At 74.8% G+C, this 15,348-nt stretch carries 16 protein-coding genes; 10 read left to right on the forward strand and 6 right to left on the reverse strand.

The features are described from left to right. Positions 1–130 precede the first annotated feature (130 nt). Both OHB09_RS18415 and OHB09_RS18420 read right to left on the reverse strand, forming a co-directional pair. Positions 131–1,471, reverse strand: a complete 1,341-nt coding sequence (locus OHB09_RS18415) for a PH domain-containing protein (protein WP_006142090.1) — start codon at positions 1,469–1,471, stop codon at positions 131–133. Beyond that, a complete protein-coding gene (locus OHB09_RS18420; protein WP_093597043.1) occupies positions 1,468–2,025 on the reverse strand; it encodes a PH domain-containing protein in 558 nt (185 codons plus the stop codon). The genes OHB09_RS18415 and OHB09_RS18420 overlap by 4 nt, the downstream gene beginning before the upstream one ends. A gap of 31 nt (positions 2,026–2,056) precedes the next feature. Here OHB09_RS18420 and OHB09_RS18425 point away from each other — a divergent pair, with 31 nt between their 5' ends. Beyond that, positions 2,057–3,208 carry an NADH-quinone oxidoreductase subunit D gene (locus OHB09_RS18425; protein ID WP_040896165.1) on the forward strand — a complete coding sequence of 384 codons (1,152 nt, stop codon included), beginning with the start codon at positions 2,057–2,059 and terminating at the stop codon, positions 3,206–3,208. Positions 3,209–3,305: 97 nt separating this feature from the next. On the opposite strand, the gene OHB09_RS18430 is transcribed toward OHB09_RS18425, so the two are convergent. The 4 genes from OHB09_RS18430 to OHB09_RS18445 form a co-directional block, all read right to left on the reverse strand. Then, positions 3,306–4,370 carry an SAM-dependent methyltransferase gene (locus OHB09_RS18430; protein WP_093597049.1) on the reverse strand — a complete coding sequence of 355 codons (1,065 nt, stop codon included), beginning with the start codon at positions 4,368–4,370 and terminating at the stop codon, positions 3,306–3,308. 90 nt (positions 4,371–4,460) lie between these two features. Further along, on the reverse strand, positions 4,461–5,093 hold the full coding sequence (locus OHB09_RS18435) for an AAA family ATPase (RefSeq protein ID WP_006142094.1): 633 nt from the start codon (positions 5,091–5,093) through the stop codon (positions 4,461–4,463). Between the two features lie 75 nt (positions 5,094–5,168). Then, entirely contained in the window at positions 5,169–5,840 is a 672-nt protein-coding gene (locus OHB09_RS18440; protein WP_006142095.1) for a response regulator transcription factor, read from the reverse strand. A 118-nt stretch (positions 5,841–5,958) separates the two neighbouring features. Beyond that, positions 5,959–7,164 (reverse strand): sensor histidine kinase, encoded by a 1,206-nt coding sequence (locus OHB09_RS18445; protein ID WP_006142096.1) that lies wholly within the window; start codon positions 7,162–7,164, stop codon positions 5,959–5,961. Positions 7,165–7,382: 218 nt separating this feature from the next. On the opposite strand from OHB09_RS18445, the gene OHB09_RS18450 reads away from it, so the two are divergent. The 9 genes from OHB09_RS18450 (at position 7,383) to OHB09_RS18490 (ending at position 15,265) form a co-directional block, all read left to right on the forward strand. Then, positions 7,383–8,408, forward strand: a complete 1,026-nt coding sequence (locus OHB09_RS18450; RefSeq protein WP_328728784.1) for a Rossmann-like and DUF2520 domain-containing protein — start codon at positions 7,383–7,385, stop codon at positions 8,406–8,408. A 65-nt stretch (positions 8,409–8,473) separates the two neighbouring features. Next, positions 8,474–9,490, forward strand: a complete 1,017-nt coding sequence (panC, locus tag OHB09_RS18455) for a pantoate--beta-alanine ligase (protein WP_319352071.1) — start codon at positions 8,474–8,476, stop codon at positions 9,488–9,490. Beyond that, on the forward strand, positions 9,487–11,265 hold the full coding sequence (locus tag OHB09_RS18460) for an L-aspartate oxidase (RefSeq protein ID WP_006142099.1): 1,779 nt from the start codon (positions 9,487–9,489) through the stop codon (positions 11,263–11,265). Before panC ends, OHB09_RS18460 begins: the two co-directional genes overlap by 4 nt. Then, the gene (gene nadC, locus OHB09_RS18465) at positions 11,262–12,299 is read left to right on the forward strand and encodes a carboxylating nicotinate-nucleotide diphosphorylase (RefSeq protein ID WP_234528853.1); all 1,038 of its coding nucleotides are present in this window, start codon (positions 11,262–11,264) and stop codon (positions 12,297–12,299) included. Before OHB09_RS18460 ends, nadC begins: the two co-directional genes overlap by 4 nt. Before the next feature lie 20 nt (positions 12,300–12,319). Then, positions 12,320–13,117 (forward strand): type III pantothenate kinase, encoded by a 798-nt coding sequence (locus OHB09_RS18470; protein WP_006142101.1) that lies wholly within the window; start codon positions 12,320–12,322, stop codon positions 13,115–13,117. Positions 13,118–13,218: 101 nt separating this feature from the next. Further along, a complete protein-coding gene (locus OHB09_RS18475; RefSeq protein WP_319352064.1) occupies positions 13,219–13,848 on the forward strand; it encodes a hypothetical protein in 630 nt (209 codons plus the stop codon). A 46-nt stretch (positions 13,849–13,894) separates the two neighbouring features. Next, the gene (locus tag OHB09_RS18480; protein WP_093597061.1) at positions 13,895–14,074 is read left to right on the forward strand and encodes a hypothetical protein; all 180 of its coding nucleotides are present in this window, start codon (positions 13,895–13,897) and stop codon (positions 14,072–14,074) included. 156 nt (positions 14,075–14,230) lie between these two features. Further along, entirely contained in the window at positions 14,231–14,713 is a 483-nt protein-coding gene (locus OHB09_RS18485) for a BlaI/MecI/CopY family transcriptional regulator (protein WP_391037354.1), read from the forward strand. A gap of 9 nt (positions 14,714–14,722) precedes the next feature. Then, entirely contained in the window at positions 14,723–15,265 is a 543-nt protein-coding gene (locus OHB09_RS18490; RefSeq protein ID WP_078631068.1) for an amino-acid N-acetyltransferase, read from the forward strand. Positions 15,266–15,348 lie beyond the last annotated feature (83 nt).

Genomic DNA, 15,348 nt, shown 5'->3' on the forward strand with positions numbered 1-15,348 from the left:
TCGCGCAAGGCGGTAGGCCTCCGGGCGTCGCGTGAGGCGGTAGGGCACGGGCCGTTCCGTGAGGCGGTAGGCCACCGGCCGTCCCGTGCGGTACAGGGCGCACCGGCCGTCCCCCCGGGGCCGGGGGTTCTCACGCCATCCAGCGGTCCGGTGGCGCGGCCCGGCGTCCGGTGCGGGAACGGTCCGCCTGGGCGCGCAGCAGCTCCGCGGCCTCGTCCGCGTCCCGCAGCCGGGCCGAGACGGTCCCGCCGGCGCCGTTGTCCACGTGCACCGAGGCGAGCCCGTGCAGCCGGGCCCACGGCCCCTGCGTCAGCCGCACGCTCTGCACCTTCGCGTGCGGGACCAGGGCGAGCCGGCGGCCCAGCAGCCCGTGCCGGGCGGCGAACACCGTCTCCGTCACCGCGAGCCCGTGGCCGCGCCACCACAGCGGCAGGCAGCGGCCCGCCCGGCGCGGTGGGCGCGACAGCGCGGCCGGCACGGTGACCCCGGGCAGTATCCGTGTCACCACCGCCTCGGCGAGCGCGCGCGGGGCGACCGGCACCAGCACCGAGTTGGAGGAGCCGGCGACCTCCAGCTGCACCCGCACCCAGTCGCGCCGCCGCCACAGCACCGGTTGCACGATCCGCACCGTCTGCACCCGTCCCGGCGGCACCGTCTCGTGTGCGCGGTCGAGCAGCCCGCGGTCGATGCGGAGGCCGTCGGGCGACTCGCCGACCGTCCAGTCGTACTCGGCGGCGAAGCGGCCCACGCTGCGCGCGCCGGCCGCGCCGAGCAGCGGCAGCGCGGTCGCCAGCACCGTCCACAGGTTGTGGGTGGCGAGCCAGAGCAGGGCCGGCACGACCAGTGCGGCGAGCAGGGTGACCCAGGTGGCGGCGGTCAGCGCGAGCGACACGGCGAGCATGCCGGGCGGCACCCGCAGCAGCCCCCGGGACGGGGCCTCGCCCACCTCGTGGGCGGTCTCGGGAGCGAACCCGGCGGCGCGGGCGAGGAGTTCGGCGCGCAGCGCGCGGGCCTCGGACTGGCCCAGGTAGGCCAGCTCGTCCTTCTTGTCGACCCCTATGACGTCCAGCCGCAGCTTGGCCACGCCCGCGATCCGGGCGAGCAGCGGCTGGGTGACGTCGACCGCCTGCAGTCGTTCGAGCCGGATGTGCGCGGTGCGGCGGAAGAGCAGCCCGGTGCGGATGCGCAGTTCGCTCTCGGTGACCGAGAAATGGGTGAACCACCAGCTCAGGAAGCCGTACAGGGCGGCCGCCGGGACGAGGACGGCGAGCGCGAGCAGCAGGGTCGTGGTGGCCAGCCGGTCGAGCTGGCGCTGCGTCTGGTCGGGATCGTGCACCGCCCAGCCGAAGACGACGGCGAGGGGCGCCCAGGCGCGCCGGAAGGGCGTGACGGGGTGCAGCCGGCGCTCCCCGGGCCGGAGCCCCGCCCCGTCGTGCGCCTTCGGCGCGGAACCCGCCCGCGCGCTCGTCACAGCCCCGCCGATCGGGCCTCGCCGAGCCGGGTGAGGTGGTCGCGCAGACGTTCCGCCTCGGCCGGGACGAGGCCCGGGATCGTCGCGTCCGTCGCCGCGGCCGCCGTGTGGAGTTGCACGGTCGCCAGCCCGAACCGCCGCTCGACGGGTCCGGAGGTGACCTCCACGAGCTGCATCCTGCCGTACGGCACCACGGTCTCCTCGCGCCACAGCACGCCCCGGCTGATCAGCAGGTCGTCGGCGCGCTCGGCGTACCGCCAGGAGCGCCAGTTGCGGCCGAGCAGCACCCAGCCCCAGGCCAGCGCGGCGAGCGGCAGCAGCGCGAAGAGCGCCCAGCCGGGCCCGGCCAGCATCCCGGGCAGGAGCCCGGCGGCGAGGGCCGCCGGCACCAGCCACAGCGCGAGCACCAGCCGCCGTACCCGCAGCAGTCCGGGCGGCAGCGCCCGCCACACCGGCGCCCCTTCGCCGACGGCGCCGCGCTCGCCGGCCCCGCCCTCGGCTCCGGCTCCGTCGTTCTCCGCCGCGGTGCCGCCCGCGGTGCTCCCCAGCTCCATGCCGCAAGCGTACGTACGAGAGACTGTCGCCATGACTCCCACGACGGAGACCACGGTCGGTATCGGCGGCGCCGCGGAGAGCACCGACATGGTGCTCAACATCGGGCCCCAGCACCCGTCCACGCACGGCGTGCTGCGGCTGCGGCTCGTGCTGGACGGCGAGCGGATCGTCACCGCCGAGCCGGTGATCGGCTACATGCACCGGGGCGCGGAGAAGCTGTTCGAGGCGCGCGACTACCGGCAGATCATCGTGCTGGCCAACCGCCACGACTGGCTGTCGGCCTTCGCCAACGAGCTGGGCGTGGTCCTCGCCGTCGAGCGGATGCTCGGCATGGAGGTCCCCGCCCGCGCCGTGTGGCTGCGCACCCTCCTCGCGGAGCTGAACCGGGTGCTGAACCATCTGATGTTCCTCGGCTCGTACCCGCTGGAACTCGGCGGCATCACGCCGATGTTCTACGCGTTCCGTGAGCGCGAGGAGATCCAGCACGTGATGGAGGAGGTCTCCGGCGGCCGCCTGCACTACATGTTCAACCGGGTCGGCGGCCTCAAGGAGGACCTGCCCGCGGGCTGGACCGGGCGCGCGCGGGCCGCCGTCGCCTCCGTCCGCTCGCGCATGGACGTCTACGACGACCTGGTGCTCGGCAACGAGATCTTCCGCGGCCGGACCCGCGGGGTCGGCGTCCTGGCGCCCGGGGCGGTGCACGCCTACGGGGTCAGCGGGCCCATCGCGCGCGCCTCAGGGGTCGACTTCGACCTGCGGCGCGACGAGCCGTACCTGGCCTACGGGGAACTCCAGGACGTGCTGAAGGTGGTCACCCGGGAGGAGGGCGACTGCCTGGCCCGCTTCGAGTGCCTCCTCGAGCAGACGCACAACGCCCTCGACCTCGCCGATGCCTGCCTGGACCGGCTCGCCGAACTGCCGCCGGGGCCGGTCAACCAGCGCCTGCCCAAGGTGCTCAAGGCCCCCGAGGGCCACACCTACGCCTGGACCGAGAACCCGCTCGGCATCAACGGCTACTACCTGGTCAGCAAGGGCGACAAGACGCCGTACCGGCTCAAGCTGCGCTCGGCCTCGTACAACAACATCCAGGCGCTCACCGAACTGCTGCCGGGCACGCTGGTCGCGGACATGGTGGCCATCCTGGGGTCGATGTTCTTCGTGGTCGGCGACATCGACAAGTAGCCGGGACCCGTGGCCGGGACCCGTAGACGGGACCCGTAGACGGGACCCGTAGCCGGGACCCGTGGGCAGGACACCCGGGCGGGCGGGGCGCCCGGTCTCATCCGGCCAGGGGCACGTCCGCGAGGCCGACGGGCTGGAGCAGCCACCCGAAGTCGCCGAGTCCGCCCCTCGCCGTCAGCTCGGCGGCCTCCCCGGCCGAGGCAAGGGCCCGTACGTAGGCCGCCGGGTCGGTGGTGGCGAGGGCGAGCGGCGGCCGGGCTCCGGTGACTCCCAGGGCGCCCAGGGCCTCCCGCTGGCTCAGCAGCAGGGCGCCGGGGCCCGCGCAGGCGTCCAGCGCCACGTGGGCGGTGAGGTCGTGGCGCCCGTCCGGCACGGGGCGCGTCTGACGGCCCTCCCGGAACCCGGTGAGGGTCCCGAAGGGCGGCCGGGCCTCCCTCGTGTGCGCGTAGTCGACGGCGACGGCCAGGCCCCGGGCGAGCGAGCCGGCGGCGGAGGCCCAGGCGAGGTCCCGGGGCAGCCCGATCTCGGCCCGCAGCCCGGTGCCGGCCGGTCCGGTGCCGGCGTGGGGGCCCGTGTCGCCCGTGCCCGTGTGCGGGGCCGGCTCCGGGGGCGAGGGCCACCACCGCTCCAGCCAGTCCGCCTCCGCCCCGGTGACGGGCTCCCCGAGCCGTTCGGTGCCGTCCCGCCGTACGAGGACCCGGCGCCGTACGCCCGCCGTGTCGGTCTCGGCCACGTCCACGGGCACGTTGTCGAGCCACTCGTTGGCGAACAGCAGGCCCGTGACGCCGGCGGGGGGCTCGGCCGACCACGCGATCCGGGGGTCGAGCCCGGCGGGCCGGCCGGCGAGCTCCACGGCGTGCACACGCGTGCGGGCCGCCAGGGCGCCGGGGAGCGCGGCGAGCACCCCGGCGGCCAGTTCGCCGCGGCCGGCCGCCATGTCGACGAAGGTCAGCTCGGCGGGCCGGTCGAGGGCCGCGTCGACCCGGGCCAGCAGCCGGGCCACGGCGGCCGCGTAGAGCGGCGAGGCGTGCACGGACGTCCGGAAGTGACCCGCGGGGCCCTCGGGCCGCCGGTAGAAGCCCTCCGGGCCGTACAGGGCCTCCTGGGCCGCCTCCCGCCATCCGCGCCACTCGCGCCGGCCGTGCGCCGCTTCCCTGTCCACCCGCACAGGCTATGCGCGGGCACGCGGCCGTACGGAGCGGGCCGTGCGGGGGCGGGGCGGGTGTGCCGGGGCGGGCCGGTCCGGAGCGGCTCAGTCGAGGCGGATGTGCCGCAGGCCGACGCGTGCCTGGCGCACCCGGGTGCGCAGCCGCCCCTCGCGGTTCGGGCGGAGGGTGAGCCCGGCCAGGACGGCGATCCGGTCGGCGGTCTTCGGCACCGTCGAGTGGTCGGTCCACAGGTGCTCGGCGAACTCCGGCTCGCGCAGCCGTTCGAGGCAGTGGTCGAGCTGCCGGACCGCCCAGCTCTCCCGGCGCGGCCCGGTCCGCCGGCCCGCGGCACGCCCCAGCAGGGCGCCGGGGCCGCGCTCGCGCAGCCGCCGCAGTACGGTCTCACGTTCGGCGAGGAGCGAGAAGTGCCGGACGTCGTGGCCGAGTTCGCGCAGCCGGCCGACGGTCTCGGCGAAGTACCCCGGGTCGGTGACCGTCATGGGGACGATCACCACGCCCTCGTGCCCGGTGAGCGCGAGGTCGAGCACCTCCACGACCCCTTGCCGCCAGGAGGCGAGGTCCTGGAAGTCGCCCCGCAGTTCGGGCGGCAGCACGCGGCGCAGCCCGAAACCGGCGTGCTCGGGATCGCAGACGACGCTGCCGGGCAGCCGTCGCCGTATCTCGTACGCGGTCTGTGTCTTGCCGCCCCCGAAGGGCCCGTTGATCCACAGAAGCATGCGCGCACCCTAGTGCCACGGCGCCGGGCACCGGCCGGGTTCGGCCGATCCGCCGCGGCGGCCGCCCCCGCGGGATCAGCCGTTGCCGCCCGCGCGCACCAGCCCCGTCTCGTAGGCGAGGACCACGACCTGTACCCGGTCCCGGAGGCCCAGCTTGGTGAGTATGCGGCCCACGTGCGTCTTCACCGTGGCCTCCGACAGCACCAGCCGGGCCGCGATCTCGCCGTTCGACAGGCCCTGGGCGACCAGCACCATCACCTCGCGCTCGCGCTCGGTCAGCCGCTCCAGGCCCTCGTGGCGGGGGCGCTGGTTCGTGTCCGGCAGCATCGGCGCGAAGCGGTCGAGGAGCCGGCGCGTGGTGGAGGGGGCCACCACCGCGTCCCCGCTGTGCACGGAGCGGATCGCGGCGAGGAGCTCGCCCGGCGGGACGTCCTTGAGCATGAACCCGGAGGCGCCCGCCTTCAGCCCGGAGAAGGCGTACTCGTCCAGGTCGAAGGTGGTGAGGATGAGGACCTTCGGCGGATCGGGCTGGGCGCAGATCCGGCGGGTGGCCTCCACTCCGTCCAGCTTCGGCATGCGGACGTCCATCAGGACGACGTCGACCGCGGTGGCGCGCAGTGCCTGCAGGGCCGCGACGCCGTCGCCCGCCTCCGCGACGACCTCCATGTCCGGCTGCGCGGCGAGCACCATGCGGAAGCCGGTGCGCAGCAGTTCCTGGTCGTCGACGAGCATCACGCGGATCGGCATGGTGGTGTCCTCACCCCTGTCCTGACGGCGGTCTGGTGGCGGTCTGGTGGCGGGCCGACGGTGGCCGGCGGCGGTCTGGCGGGATCTCGAAGGTGCCGTGGCTCGAAACGTGCACGTGTCAGTGGGCGGGCTTGAGCGGCAGCAGGGCGCTGATGCGGAACCCCCCGCCCGGGCGCGGGCCCGCGTCCAGCGTTCCGCCGACCATACCGACCCGCTCCCGCATGCCGATCAGTCCGTGCCCCTGCCCGTCGAAGCCGCCCTCCTCGTACAGCTCGTGCGGGGCGCCCTTGCCGTCGTCCTCGATGAGCAGTCCGAGACCGTCGTCGAAGTAGACCAGGCGCACGCTGGCGCCCGTGTTCGGGCCGGCGTGCTTGCGCGTGTTGGTGAGCGCCTCCTGCACGATCCGGTACGCCGTCAGCTCGACGCCGCTGGGCAGCGGGCGCGGGGTGCCCTCGACCTTGAAGTCGACGGGCAGCCCGGAGGCGCAGCACTGCTCTATCAGGTCGCCTATCTGCTCGACGTCCGGCTGCGGCACGTACTCGCCGCCCTCCACGTGCTCGCCGGTGCGCAGCACACCCAGCAGGCGGCGCATCTCGGCGAGGGCCTGGCGGCCGGTGGAGGAGATCGTCTCCAGGGCGCCCTTGGCCTGCTCGGGCGCCGCGTCCAGGACGTAGGCGGCGCCGTCGGCCTGGACGACCATCACGGAGACGTTGTGCGCGACGACGTCGTGCAGCTCCCGGGCGATGCGGGCGCGCTCGGCGGCGACCGCGACCTTGGCCTGCGCCTCGCGCTCCTTCTCCAGCCGGGCGGCCCGCTCCTCCAGTTGCGCGAAGTAGGCGCGGCGGGTGCGCAGCGAGTCCCCCAGCACCCATGCGAGGGCGAACGGCACGGTCGTGAAGACGACGAGGGCGACGTGCCCCAGCGCGCTCGTGCGCGGCTCCGGCCAGCGGATCTCACCGATGGCGGAGGCGCACAGCCCGACGCTCAGGGCGAACCGGGAGGCCCACCGGGCGCCGTTCGCGGCCACCGTGTAGACGATCACCAGCATCGCGAAGTCCGAGGCCATCGGCGAGACGTCCAGCGCGAGCTGGACCAGCCCGACGGCCGTGGCGAGCAGCAGCATCCGCTCCGGCATGCGCCGGCGCAGCGCGACGACGAGGCACAGGACGGCGGACAGGCCGAGGGCCGGGGCGTAACCGCCCGGATGCCCTTGGGCCCTGTTGGTGCTCTCCACGCTCACACCGGCCAGGCCGAAGAGAACGACGGCCCAGAAGCTGTCGACCCATGTCGGGTGCCGGCGGAGGAAGTCGTAGAGGCGCTGCACGTAACCCAGCGTAGGGAACCGGACGGTATGCGGGAGTCAACCGGAGGGCCGATCCGTGAGCCCGGCACGTACTCCCCAAGGTGGACACCGCCGGTGCCGCAGGGACCGGAGGGACCCTGCGGCACCGGGCGGGAGGCCCGTGGGGCCGGGGATCGCGTTAGCATGACGAGAAATCGTCCGGTACCCCTCGCGGACTGGAACGGGAAGGTCACCCTCGCGTGAGTACAGTCCAGCAGCCAGACCCACGGGACCGCCCCGCCCGGCTCACCGTCGGTGTCGTGGGCACCGGCCGGGTGGGCCCGGCCCTCGCCGCCTCCCTCGGGCTCGCCGGCCACCGCCCGGTGGCCGCGTCCGGCGTCTCCGACGCCTCCCGCCGCCGCGCCGAGGCCCTGCTGCCCGGCGTCCCCCTCGTCGGCCCGGAGGAGGTCCTGCGCCGCGCCGAGCTGGTCCTGCTCACCGTGCCCGACGACGCGCTCCCCCCGCTGGTGGCGGGCCTCGCCGAGACCGGCGCCGTCCGCCCGGGGCAGCTCCTCGTGCACACCTCGGGCCGCTACGGCACGAAGGTGCTGGAGCCCGCCCTGCGGGCCGGCGCGCTTCCGCTCGCCCTGCACCCGGCGATGACCTTCACCGGCACCCCGGTGGACGTCCAGCGGCTGGCCGGCTGCTCCTTCGGCGTCACCGCGCCCGAGGAGCTGCGGCTGGCCGCCGAGGCGCTGGTGATCGAGATGGGCGGCGAGCCCGAGTGGATCGCCGAGGACAGCCGCCCGCTGTACCACGCGGCCCTCGCGCTGGGCGCCAACCACCTGGTCACCCTCGTCGCCCAGTCGATGGAGCTGCTGCGCACGGCCGGGGTCACGGCACCCGACCGGATGCTCGGCCCCCTGCTCGGCGCGGCCCTCGACAACGCCCTGCGCTCCGGCGACGCGGCCCTGACCGGTCCCGTCGCGCGCGGGGACGCGGGCACGGTGGCCGCACACGTCGCCGAACTGCGCCGGCACGCCCCGGCGGCCGTCCCGGGCTATCTCGCCATGGCGCGCACCACCGCCGACCGGGCGCTGGCCCACGGGCTGCTCAAGCCGGAACTGGCGGAGGACCTGCTCGGGGTGCTCGCGGGAGCGACGCCCGACGGCCCCGCGGACTCCCACGACCCGGAGAACCCGGAGAACCCGGAGAACCCGGAGAGCCCGGAGAGCCCGGAGAGCCCTGACAACCCCGACAACCCCGGAAAGGGGGACACCCAGTGAGCCCCCGTACCAGCGACGGACGGCCCGCCGGGCAGGGCCTCGCCCTGGCCCCGACCGTCCACGATCTGAGCCGACTACGTGCCGAGCGCGCGGTCCCCGGCAGCACCACCGGCGTCGTGATGACCATGGGCGCCCTCCACGAGGGTCACGCCACGCTCGTCCGGGCGGCCCGCGCACGCGTCGGCGCCGAGGGACTCGTCGTGGTCACCGTCTTCGTCAACCCGCTGCAGTTCGGTGCGGGCGAGGACCTCGACCGCTACCCGCGCACCCTGGAGGCCGACCTGGCGGTCGCCGAGGCGGCCGGCGCGGACCTCGTGTTCGCGCCCTCCGCCGAGGAGGTCTACCCCGGCGGCGAGCCCCAGGTGCGGCTGAGCGCCGGCCCCATGGGCGGCCGTCTCGAGGGTGCCGTCCGGCCCGGGCACTTCGACGGCATGCTCACCGTCGTCGCCAAGCTGCTCCACCTCACCCGGCCCGACGTGGCGTTCTACGGGCAGAAGGACGCCCAGCAGCTCGCCCTGATCCGCCGCATGGTGCGCGACCTGAACTTCGGCGTGGACATCGTCGGCGTGCCCACCGTGCGCGAGGCGGACGGGCTGGCGCTGTCCAGCCGCAACCGCTACCTGTCCGCCGCCGAGCGGCGCACCGCGCTCGCGCTGTCCCGCGCCCTGTACGCGGGCCGCGACCGGCACGCCGCCCAGGAGGCGCTGCGCGCGCGGGCGCGCGAGGTGCCCGCCACTCCGGCGCGCGCCCAGGCGCTCGACGCCCTGGGCGAGTCCCGGGCCGCCGCCGACGCGCACGCCGTCGCCCGCGCCACCCCCTGCGGGCCGGCCGCCGTGCGCGCGGCCGCCCGCGCCGTCCTGGACGAGGCCGCCCGTACGGACCCGCCGCTCGTCCTGGACTACCTGGCCCTCGTCGACCCGGCCGACTTCACCGAGGTGCCGGACGACTTCACCGGCGAGGCCGTCCTCGCCGTCGCCGCCCGGGTCGGCGCCACCCGGCTGATCGACAACCTCCCCCTCACCTTCCAGGCCCCCGCCCCCGAAGCGGTCGCCGACCCCGACAACCGCGGAGCCGCCTCGTGAGCAGCACAGGCACCAGCGCCGGCAGCACAGGCACCGGCATAAGACTGCACGCCCCCGCCCCCGGCTGGGCCCTCACCGCCGACGTCGTGGTCGTCGGCTCCGGCGTCGCCGGACTGACCGCGGCCCTGCGCTGCGAGGCGGCGGGCCTGGACACCGTCGTCGTCACCAAGGCCCGCCTCGACGACGGCTCCACCCGCTGGGCGCAGGGCGGCATCGCCGCGGCCCTCGGCGAGGGCGACACCCCCGAGCAGCACCTGGACGACACCCTCGTCGCCGGCGCCGGGCTGTGCGACGAGGAGGCGGTACGGATCCTCGTCACCGAGGGTCCGGACGCCGTACGGCGGCTGATCGGGACCGGGGCGCACTTCGACGAGTCCGAGCGCGGCGGCCTGGCGCTGACCCGCGAGGGCGGCCACCACCGGCGCCGCATCGCGCACGCGGGCGGCGACGCGACCGGGGCCGAGATCTCCCGGGCGCTGGTCGAGGCGGTGCGCGCCCGCGGGCTGCGCACGGTCGAGAACGCGCTCGTCCTGGACCTGCTGACCGACGAGGAGGGCCGCACCGCCGGCGTCACCCTGCACGTGATGGGGGAGGGCCAGCACGACGGAGTCGGCGCCGTCCACGCGCCCGCGGTCGTCCTCGCCACCGGCGGCATGGGCCAGGTCTTCTCCGCCACCACCAACCCGCCCGTGTCGACGGGCGACGGCGTCGCCCTCGCGCTCCGGGCCGGCGCCGAGGTCTCCGACCTGGAGTTCGTCCAGTTCCACCCGACCGTGCTGTTCCTCGGCGCGGGCGCCGAGGGTCAGCAGCCGCTGGTCTCCGAGGCGGTGCGCGGCGAGGGCGCCCACCTGGTCGACGCCCAGGGCACGCGTTTCATGGTGGGCCAGCACGAGCTGGCCGAGCTCGCGCCCCGGGACATCGTCGCCAAGGGCATCACGCGGCGGATGCGGGAGCAGGGCGCCGACCACATGTACCTGGACGCCCGGCACTTCGGCGCCGACATGTGGGAGCGGCGCTTCCCCACCATCCTCGCCGCCTGCCGCGCCCACGGCATCGACCCGGTCACCGAGCCGGTCCCGGTCGCCCCGGCCGCCCACTACGCCTCCGGCGGGGTGCGCACCGACCGCCACGGCCGGACCACCGTGCCCGGCCTGTACGCCTGCGGCGAGGTGGCCTGCACCGGCGTGCACGGCGCCAACCGGCTCGCCTCCAACTCCCTCCTGGAAGGCCTCGTCTACGCCGAGCGGATCGCCGCCGACATCGCGGCGGGCCGGGAGGCTGGGGACACGGGCGGGCTCCCCGTGCGCGTGCCCGCGCCGGTGTCCGCGCGCCCCGGACACCCGCTGCTGCCCCCCGAGGCCCGCCTCACCCTCCAGCGGATCATGACCGAGGGCGCGGGCGTGCTGCGCTCCGCCGCCTCCCTGCGGACGGCCGCCGAACGGCTCGAACGGCTGCGGACCGAGGCCCTCACCGCGTTCGAGGAGCACGGCAAGACGGCCGAGCCCGGCGTCGACACCTGGGAGGCCACCAACCTGCTGTGCGTGGCCCGCGCCCTGGTCGCCGCCGCGCTGCTGCGCGAGGAGACCCGCGGCTGCCACTGGCGCGAGGACCACGCCGAACGCGACGACACCGCCTGGCGGCGCCATGTCGTCGTCACCCTGACCCCCGGCCGGACCCTCGCCGTCCGCACCACCGACACCGCGGACTTCCCGCCGACCCTCGGCCCCGCCCGGGCCGCCGGAAGCCCCGTGACCCCCGAGCCCCAGGAGCAGTGACCGACGTGAGCGCCACCCCCGACACCCCCGGCATCCCCGCCGGTGCCTCCGAACTGCCCCTCGCCGGAAGCGGCGGCTGCGGCGCCGGCTGCGCCTGCGGCGCGGACGACGCGCACGGAGAGCAGGGCGAGCACGAGTACGCCGAGTGCGGGCTCGACCCCGCGCTGGCCCAGCTCCTGACCGACGCGGGCCTCGACCCCGTCGAGGTCGAGGACCTCGCGCACCTCGCCGTCATGGAGGACCTCGACGGCGGCGTGGACGTCACCACGGTGGCGACCATCCCCGAGGACGACCGCGCCACCGGCGACTTCACCGCCCGCGAGGACGGCGTCGTGGCCGGCCTGCGGGTCGCCGAGGCCGTCCTGTCCGTGGTCTGCACCGACGAGTTCGAGGTGGAGCGGCACGTCGAGGACGGCGACCGGGTGAGCGCCGGGCAGAAGCTGCTCACCGTCACCACCCGCACCCGCGACCTGCTGACCGCCGAGCGCAGCGCGCTCAACCTGCTGTGCCGGCTCTCGGGCATCGCGAGCGCCACGCGCGCGTGGGCGGACGCGCTGGAGGGTACGAAGACCCGCGTGCGCGACACCCGTAAGACCACACCGGGGCTGCGGTCCCTGGAGAAGTTCGCCGTCCGCTGCGGCGGCGGCGTCAACCACCGGATGTCCCTGTCGGACGCGGCCCTGGTGAAGGACAACCACGTGGTCGCCGCGGGCGGCGTCGCCCAGGCCTTCCGGGCCGTGCGCGAGACGTTCCCCGAGGTCCCCATCGAGGTCGAGGTCGACACCCTGCACCAGCTCCGCGAGGTCGTGGACGCGGGCGCCGACCTCATCCTGCTGGACAACTTCACCCCCGAGGAGTGCGCCGAGGCGGTCGGCATCGTCCGGGGGCGCGCCCTCCTGGAGGCCTCCGGCCGGCTCACCCTGGGCAACGCCAAGGCCTACGCGGAGACCGGCGTGGACTTCCTGGCGGTGGGCGCGCTCACGCACTCCTCGCCGATCCTCGACATCGGCCTGGACCTGCGAGCGGCGGAGTAAGGGAACAGGTTTTCGACGCCATGCTGCTGACCATCGACGTGGGCAACACGCACACCGTGCTCGGACTGTTCGACGGCGAGGAGATCGTCGAACACTGGCGCATCTCCACGGACGCGCGCCGGACGGCGGACGAACTCGCCGTCCTGCTGCAGGGCCTGATGGGCATGCACCCGCTGCTCGGTGAGGAACTGGGTGACGGGATCGACGGCATCGCCATCTGCGCCACCGTGCCCTCGGTCCTGCACGAGCTGCGCGAGGTGACCCGCCGGTACTACGGCGACGTCCCCGCCGTCCTCGTCGAGCCGGGCGTCAAGACGGGCGTGCCGATCCTCATGGACAACCCCAAGGAGGTCGGCGCCGACCGCATCGTCAACGCGGTCGCGGCGGTCGAGCTGTACGGCGGCCCGGCGATCGTCGTCGACTTCGGCACGGCGACGACGTTCGACGCGGTGTCCGCGCGCGGCGAGTACGTGGGCGGCGTGATCGCCCCCGGCATCGAGATCTCCGTGGAGGCGCTGGGCGTGCGCGGCGCGCAGCTCCGCAAGATCGAGCTGGCGCGGCCCCGGGCGGTGATCGGCAAGAACACCGTGGAGGCGATGCAGGCGGGCATCGTCTTCGGCTTCGCCGGGCAGGTCGACGGCGTCGTGGGCCGCATGGCCCGCGAACTGGCCGAGGACCCGGACGACGTGACCGTCATCGCGACGGGGGGCCTCGCCCCGATGGTCCTGGGCGAGGCCGCCGAGATCGACGCCCACGAGCCGTGGCTGACGCTGATCGGGCTCCGTCTGGTCCACGCCCGCAACACGCCCAGGGTGTGACGGGAGGGCGCCCTGCGCGGCGCCTTCCCTTCGTGCGGGCCACGGCACGCCAGACGCCTCCCTTCTGCCCGTTTTGTCTGATGAGCGCGTACGGTCACCTCATGCCCACGCCACACGGTCACCGCGGCATGGCGTTCGGCGCGGAGGAGCTGCGCGTGCTCCGCCGCGTCCTAGCCCTCGCCCTCCACTCCCGCCCCCTCCCCGCCGAGGACCTGCACGACTGCCGCCGCCTCGCCGCGTCCCTCGACGAGGCGAGCCGGGAGGCCGCCCGGCAGCGCGCCCACCTCCTCGCCGACCTCGCCCACCACCGCGCCGCCCTCCCCGCCACGGCCGCCGCCTACCTCGACCTCCTCCAGGAGGCCCTGCGGGCCGGTCACCGCCCCTGCCGCGAGGACCTCGCCGCGCTCGGCGCGCTGAGCGGCAACCCCCTCGCCGCCACCCTCCAGGCCCGCTGCCGGTTCCCCGCCGCCCGCGCCGCCGGGGACGACGAGCCCGCGCCGGAGGAACGCCCGGGGCCCGGGGAACCCGCCCCCGGCGAGCCGGCCCCGGACAAGCCCGGCCCCGTCCGGACGCCTCCTCCGCCGCCGCCCGCGCCGCCCGGCCCGGCCCGTGAGCCCGGGAAGACCCCCCGCCCGCAGCGCCCCGTCCCCACCCCGGGCGAGGTCTTCCCGCCGAAGCGCAAGCCCGCCCCGCCGCCCTCGGGGCGGCGCGCCTGGGTACTCGCCGGCTGACCGCACCCGCCCGGGGCCGCCCGGCCCCCGGGGCTACCCTGGAGCCATGGACTACCTCTCCGCGCTCGTGCCCCCCATCGTGATGGCGGTCTTCTTCATCGGTGTGATCGTCACGATCGTCAAGAGCCAGGGCGGCGCCAACAAGTACAAGGAGGACGCGGTCGTCGACGCCGCGCTCGCGCGCGCAGAGCGCGCGCCCTCCGCCGAGAAGGCCGAGGGCGCCTGACCCTCCCGCGTCACAGGGCGTACGACTCGAAGCTCACCCTTTCGAGTCGCGCGCCCTTTTTGTCATGATTGCTAGCGTTTTTGGTGGGATTGCGGCGGAACTCCCACTAGGGTTCGGCGTGTGCCTCGTCCCTTGGGAGAACTCGAAGACGCCGTCATGACACGGGTGTGGAAGTGGAACCGCCCGGTGACGGTCCGGGAAGTTCTGGAAGATCTCCAGCAGGAACGGTCCATCGCCTACACCACGGTGATGACCGTTTTGGACAATCTCCATCAGAAGGGCTGGGTGCGCCGTGAGGCGGAAGGCCGGGCCTATCGATATGAGGCGGTCTCCACCCGTGCCGCCTACGCCGCCGCGCTGATGAACGAGGCGTGGTCGCAGAGCGACAACCCGGCGGCCGCCCTGGTCGCGTTCTTCGGGATGATGAGCGAGGAACAGCGGCAGGCCCTCCAGGACGCCGTCCGCATCGCCCAGGGGCCGCGCACCCGGGAATCCGAATCGCCGCCCTCTTCCGAAACAGCGGATTCGCCGCCACCCGATCGAAGCGCCCCCGAGAGCGCCGGGGAGAGGGCCGGCGAGAGCCCCGACGAGAGACCCGACGAGAGACCCGGCGCCGGACGTCCCGACGGCGGGCGATAACGTCCGTTCATGCCACCGAAGAGCCCAGGAAGCCCCGAAGGGGCTGTTAAAGCCGTCACCGTCCGCAGGGCGAGGACCAGTGATGTCCCGGCGGTGCGCCGACTCCTCGACTCCTACGTACGGCGCGGCATCCTGCTCGACAAAGCGACCGTCACGCTTTACGAGGACATCCAGGAGTTCTGGGTCGCGGAACGCGACGACAACGCCGAGGTCGTCGGCTGCGGCGCACTGCACGTGATGTGGGAAGACCTCGCGGAAGTGCGCACCCTCGCGGTCGGCCCGCAGGCCCGCGGCCTCGGCGTGGGCCATCAGTTGCTGCAGAAGTTGCTGCAGACCGCGCGCTGGCTCGGTGTGCGCCGCGTTTTCTGTCTGACCTTCGAGGTGGAGTTCTTCGGCAGGCACGGCTTCGTCGAGATCGGCGAGACACCCGTCGACTCCGATGTCTACGCCGAGCTGTCGCGTTCCTATGACGAGGGCGTCGCGGAGTTCCTCGGTCTCGAACGAGTGAAACCGAACACCTTGGGCAACAGCCGGATGCTTCTGCATCTGTGATCGCTCTCCGGGTTCTTCCGGTCACGCGCTTCCGCACCCCGGCGCCTTCCGTGCGATGCGGGCGCCCTATGTCCGATACGCGT

Source organism: Streptomyces griseoaurantiacus (genome assembly GCF_036189845.1).
In the GTDB taxonomy this organism is placed as follows: Bacteria; Actinomycetota; Actinomycetes; order Streptomycetales; family Streptomycetaceae; genus Streptomyces; species Streptomyces griseoaurantiacus.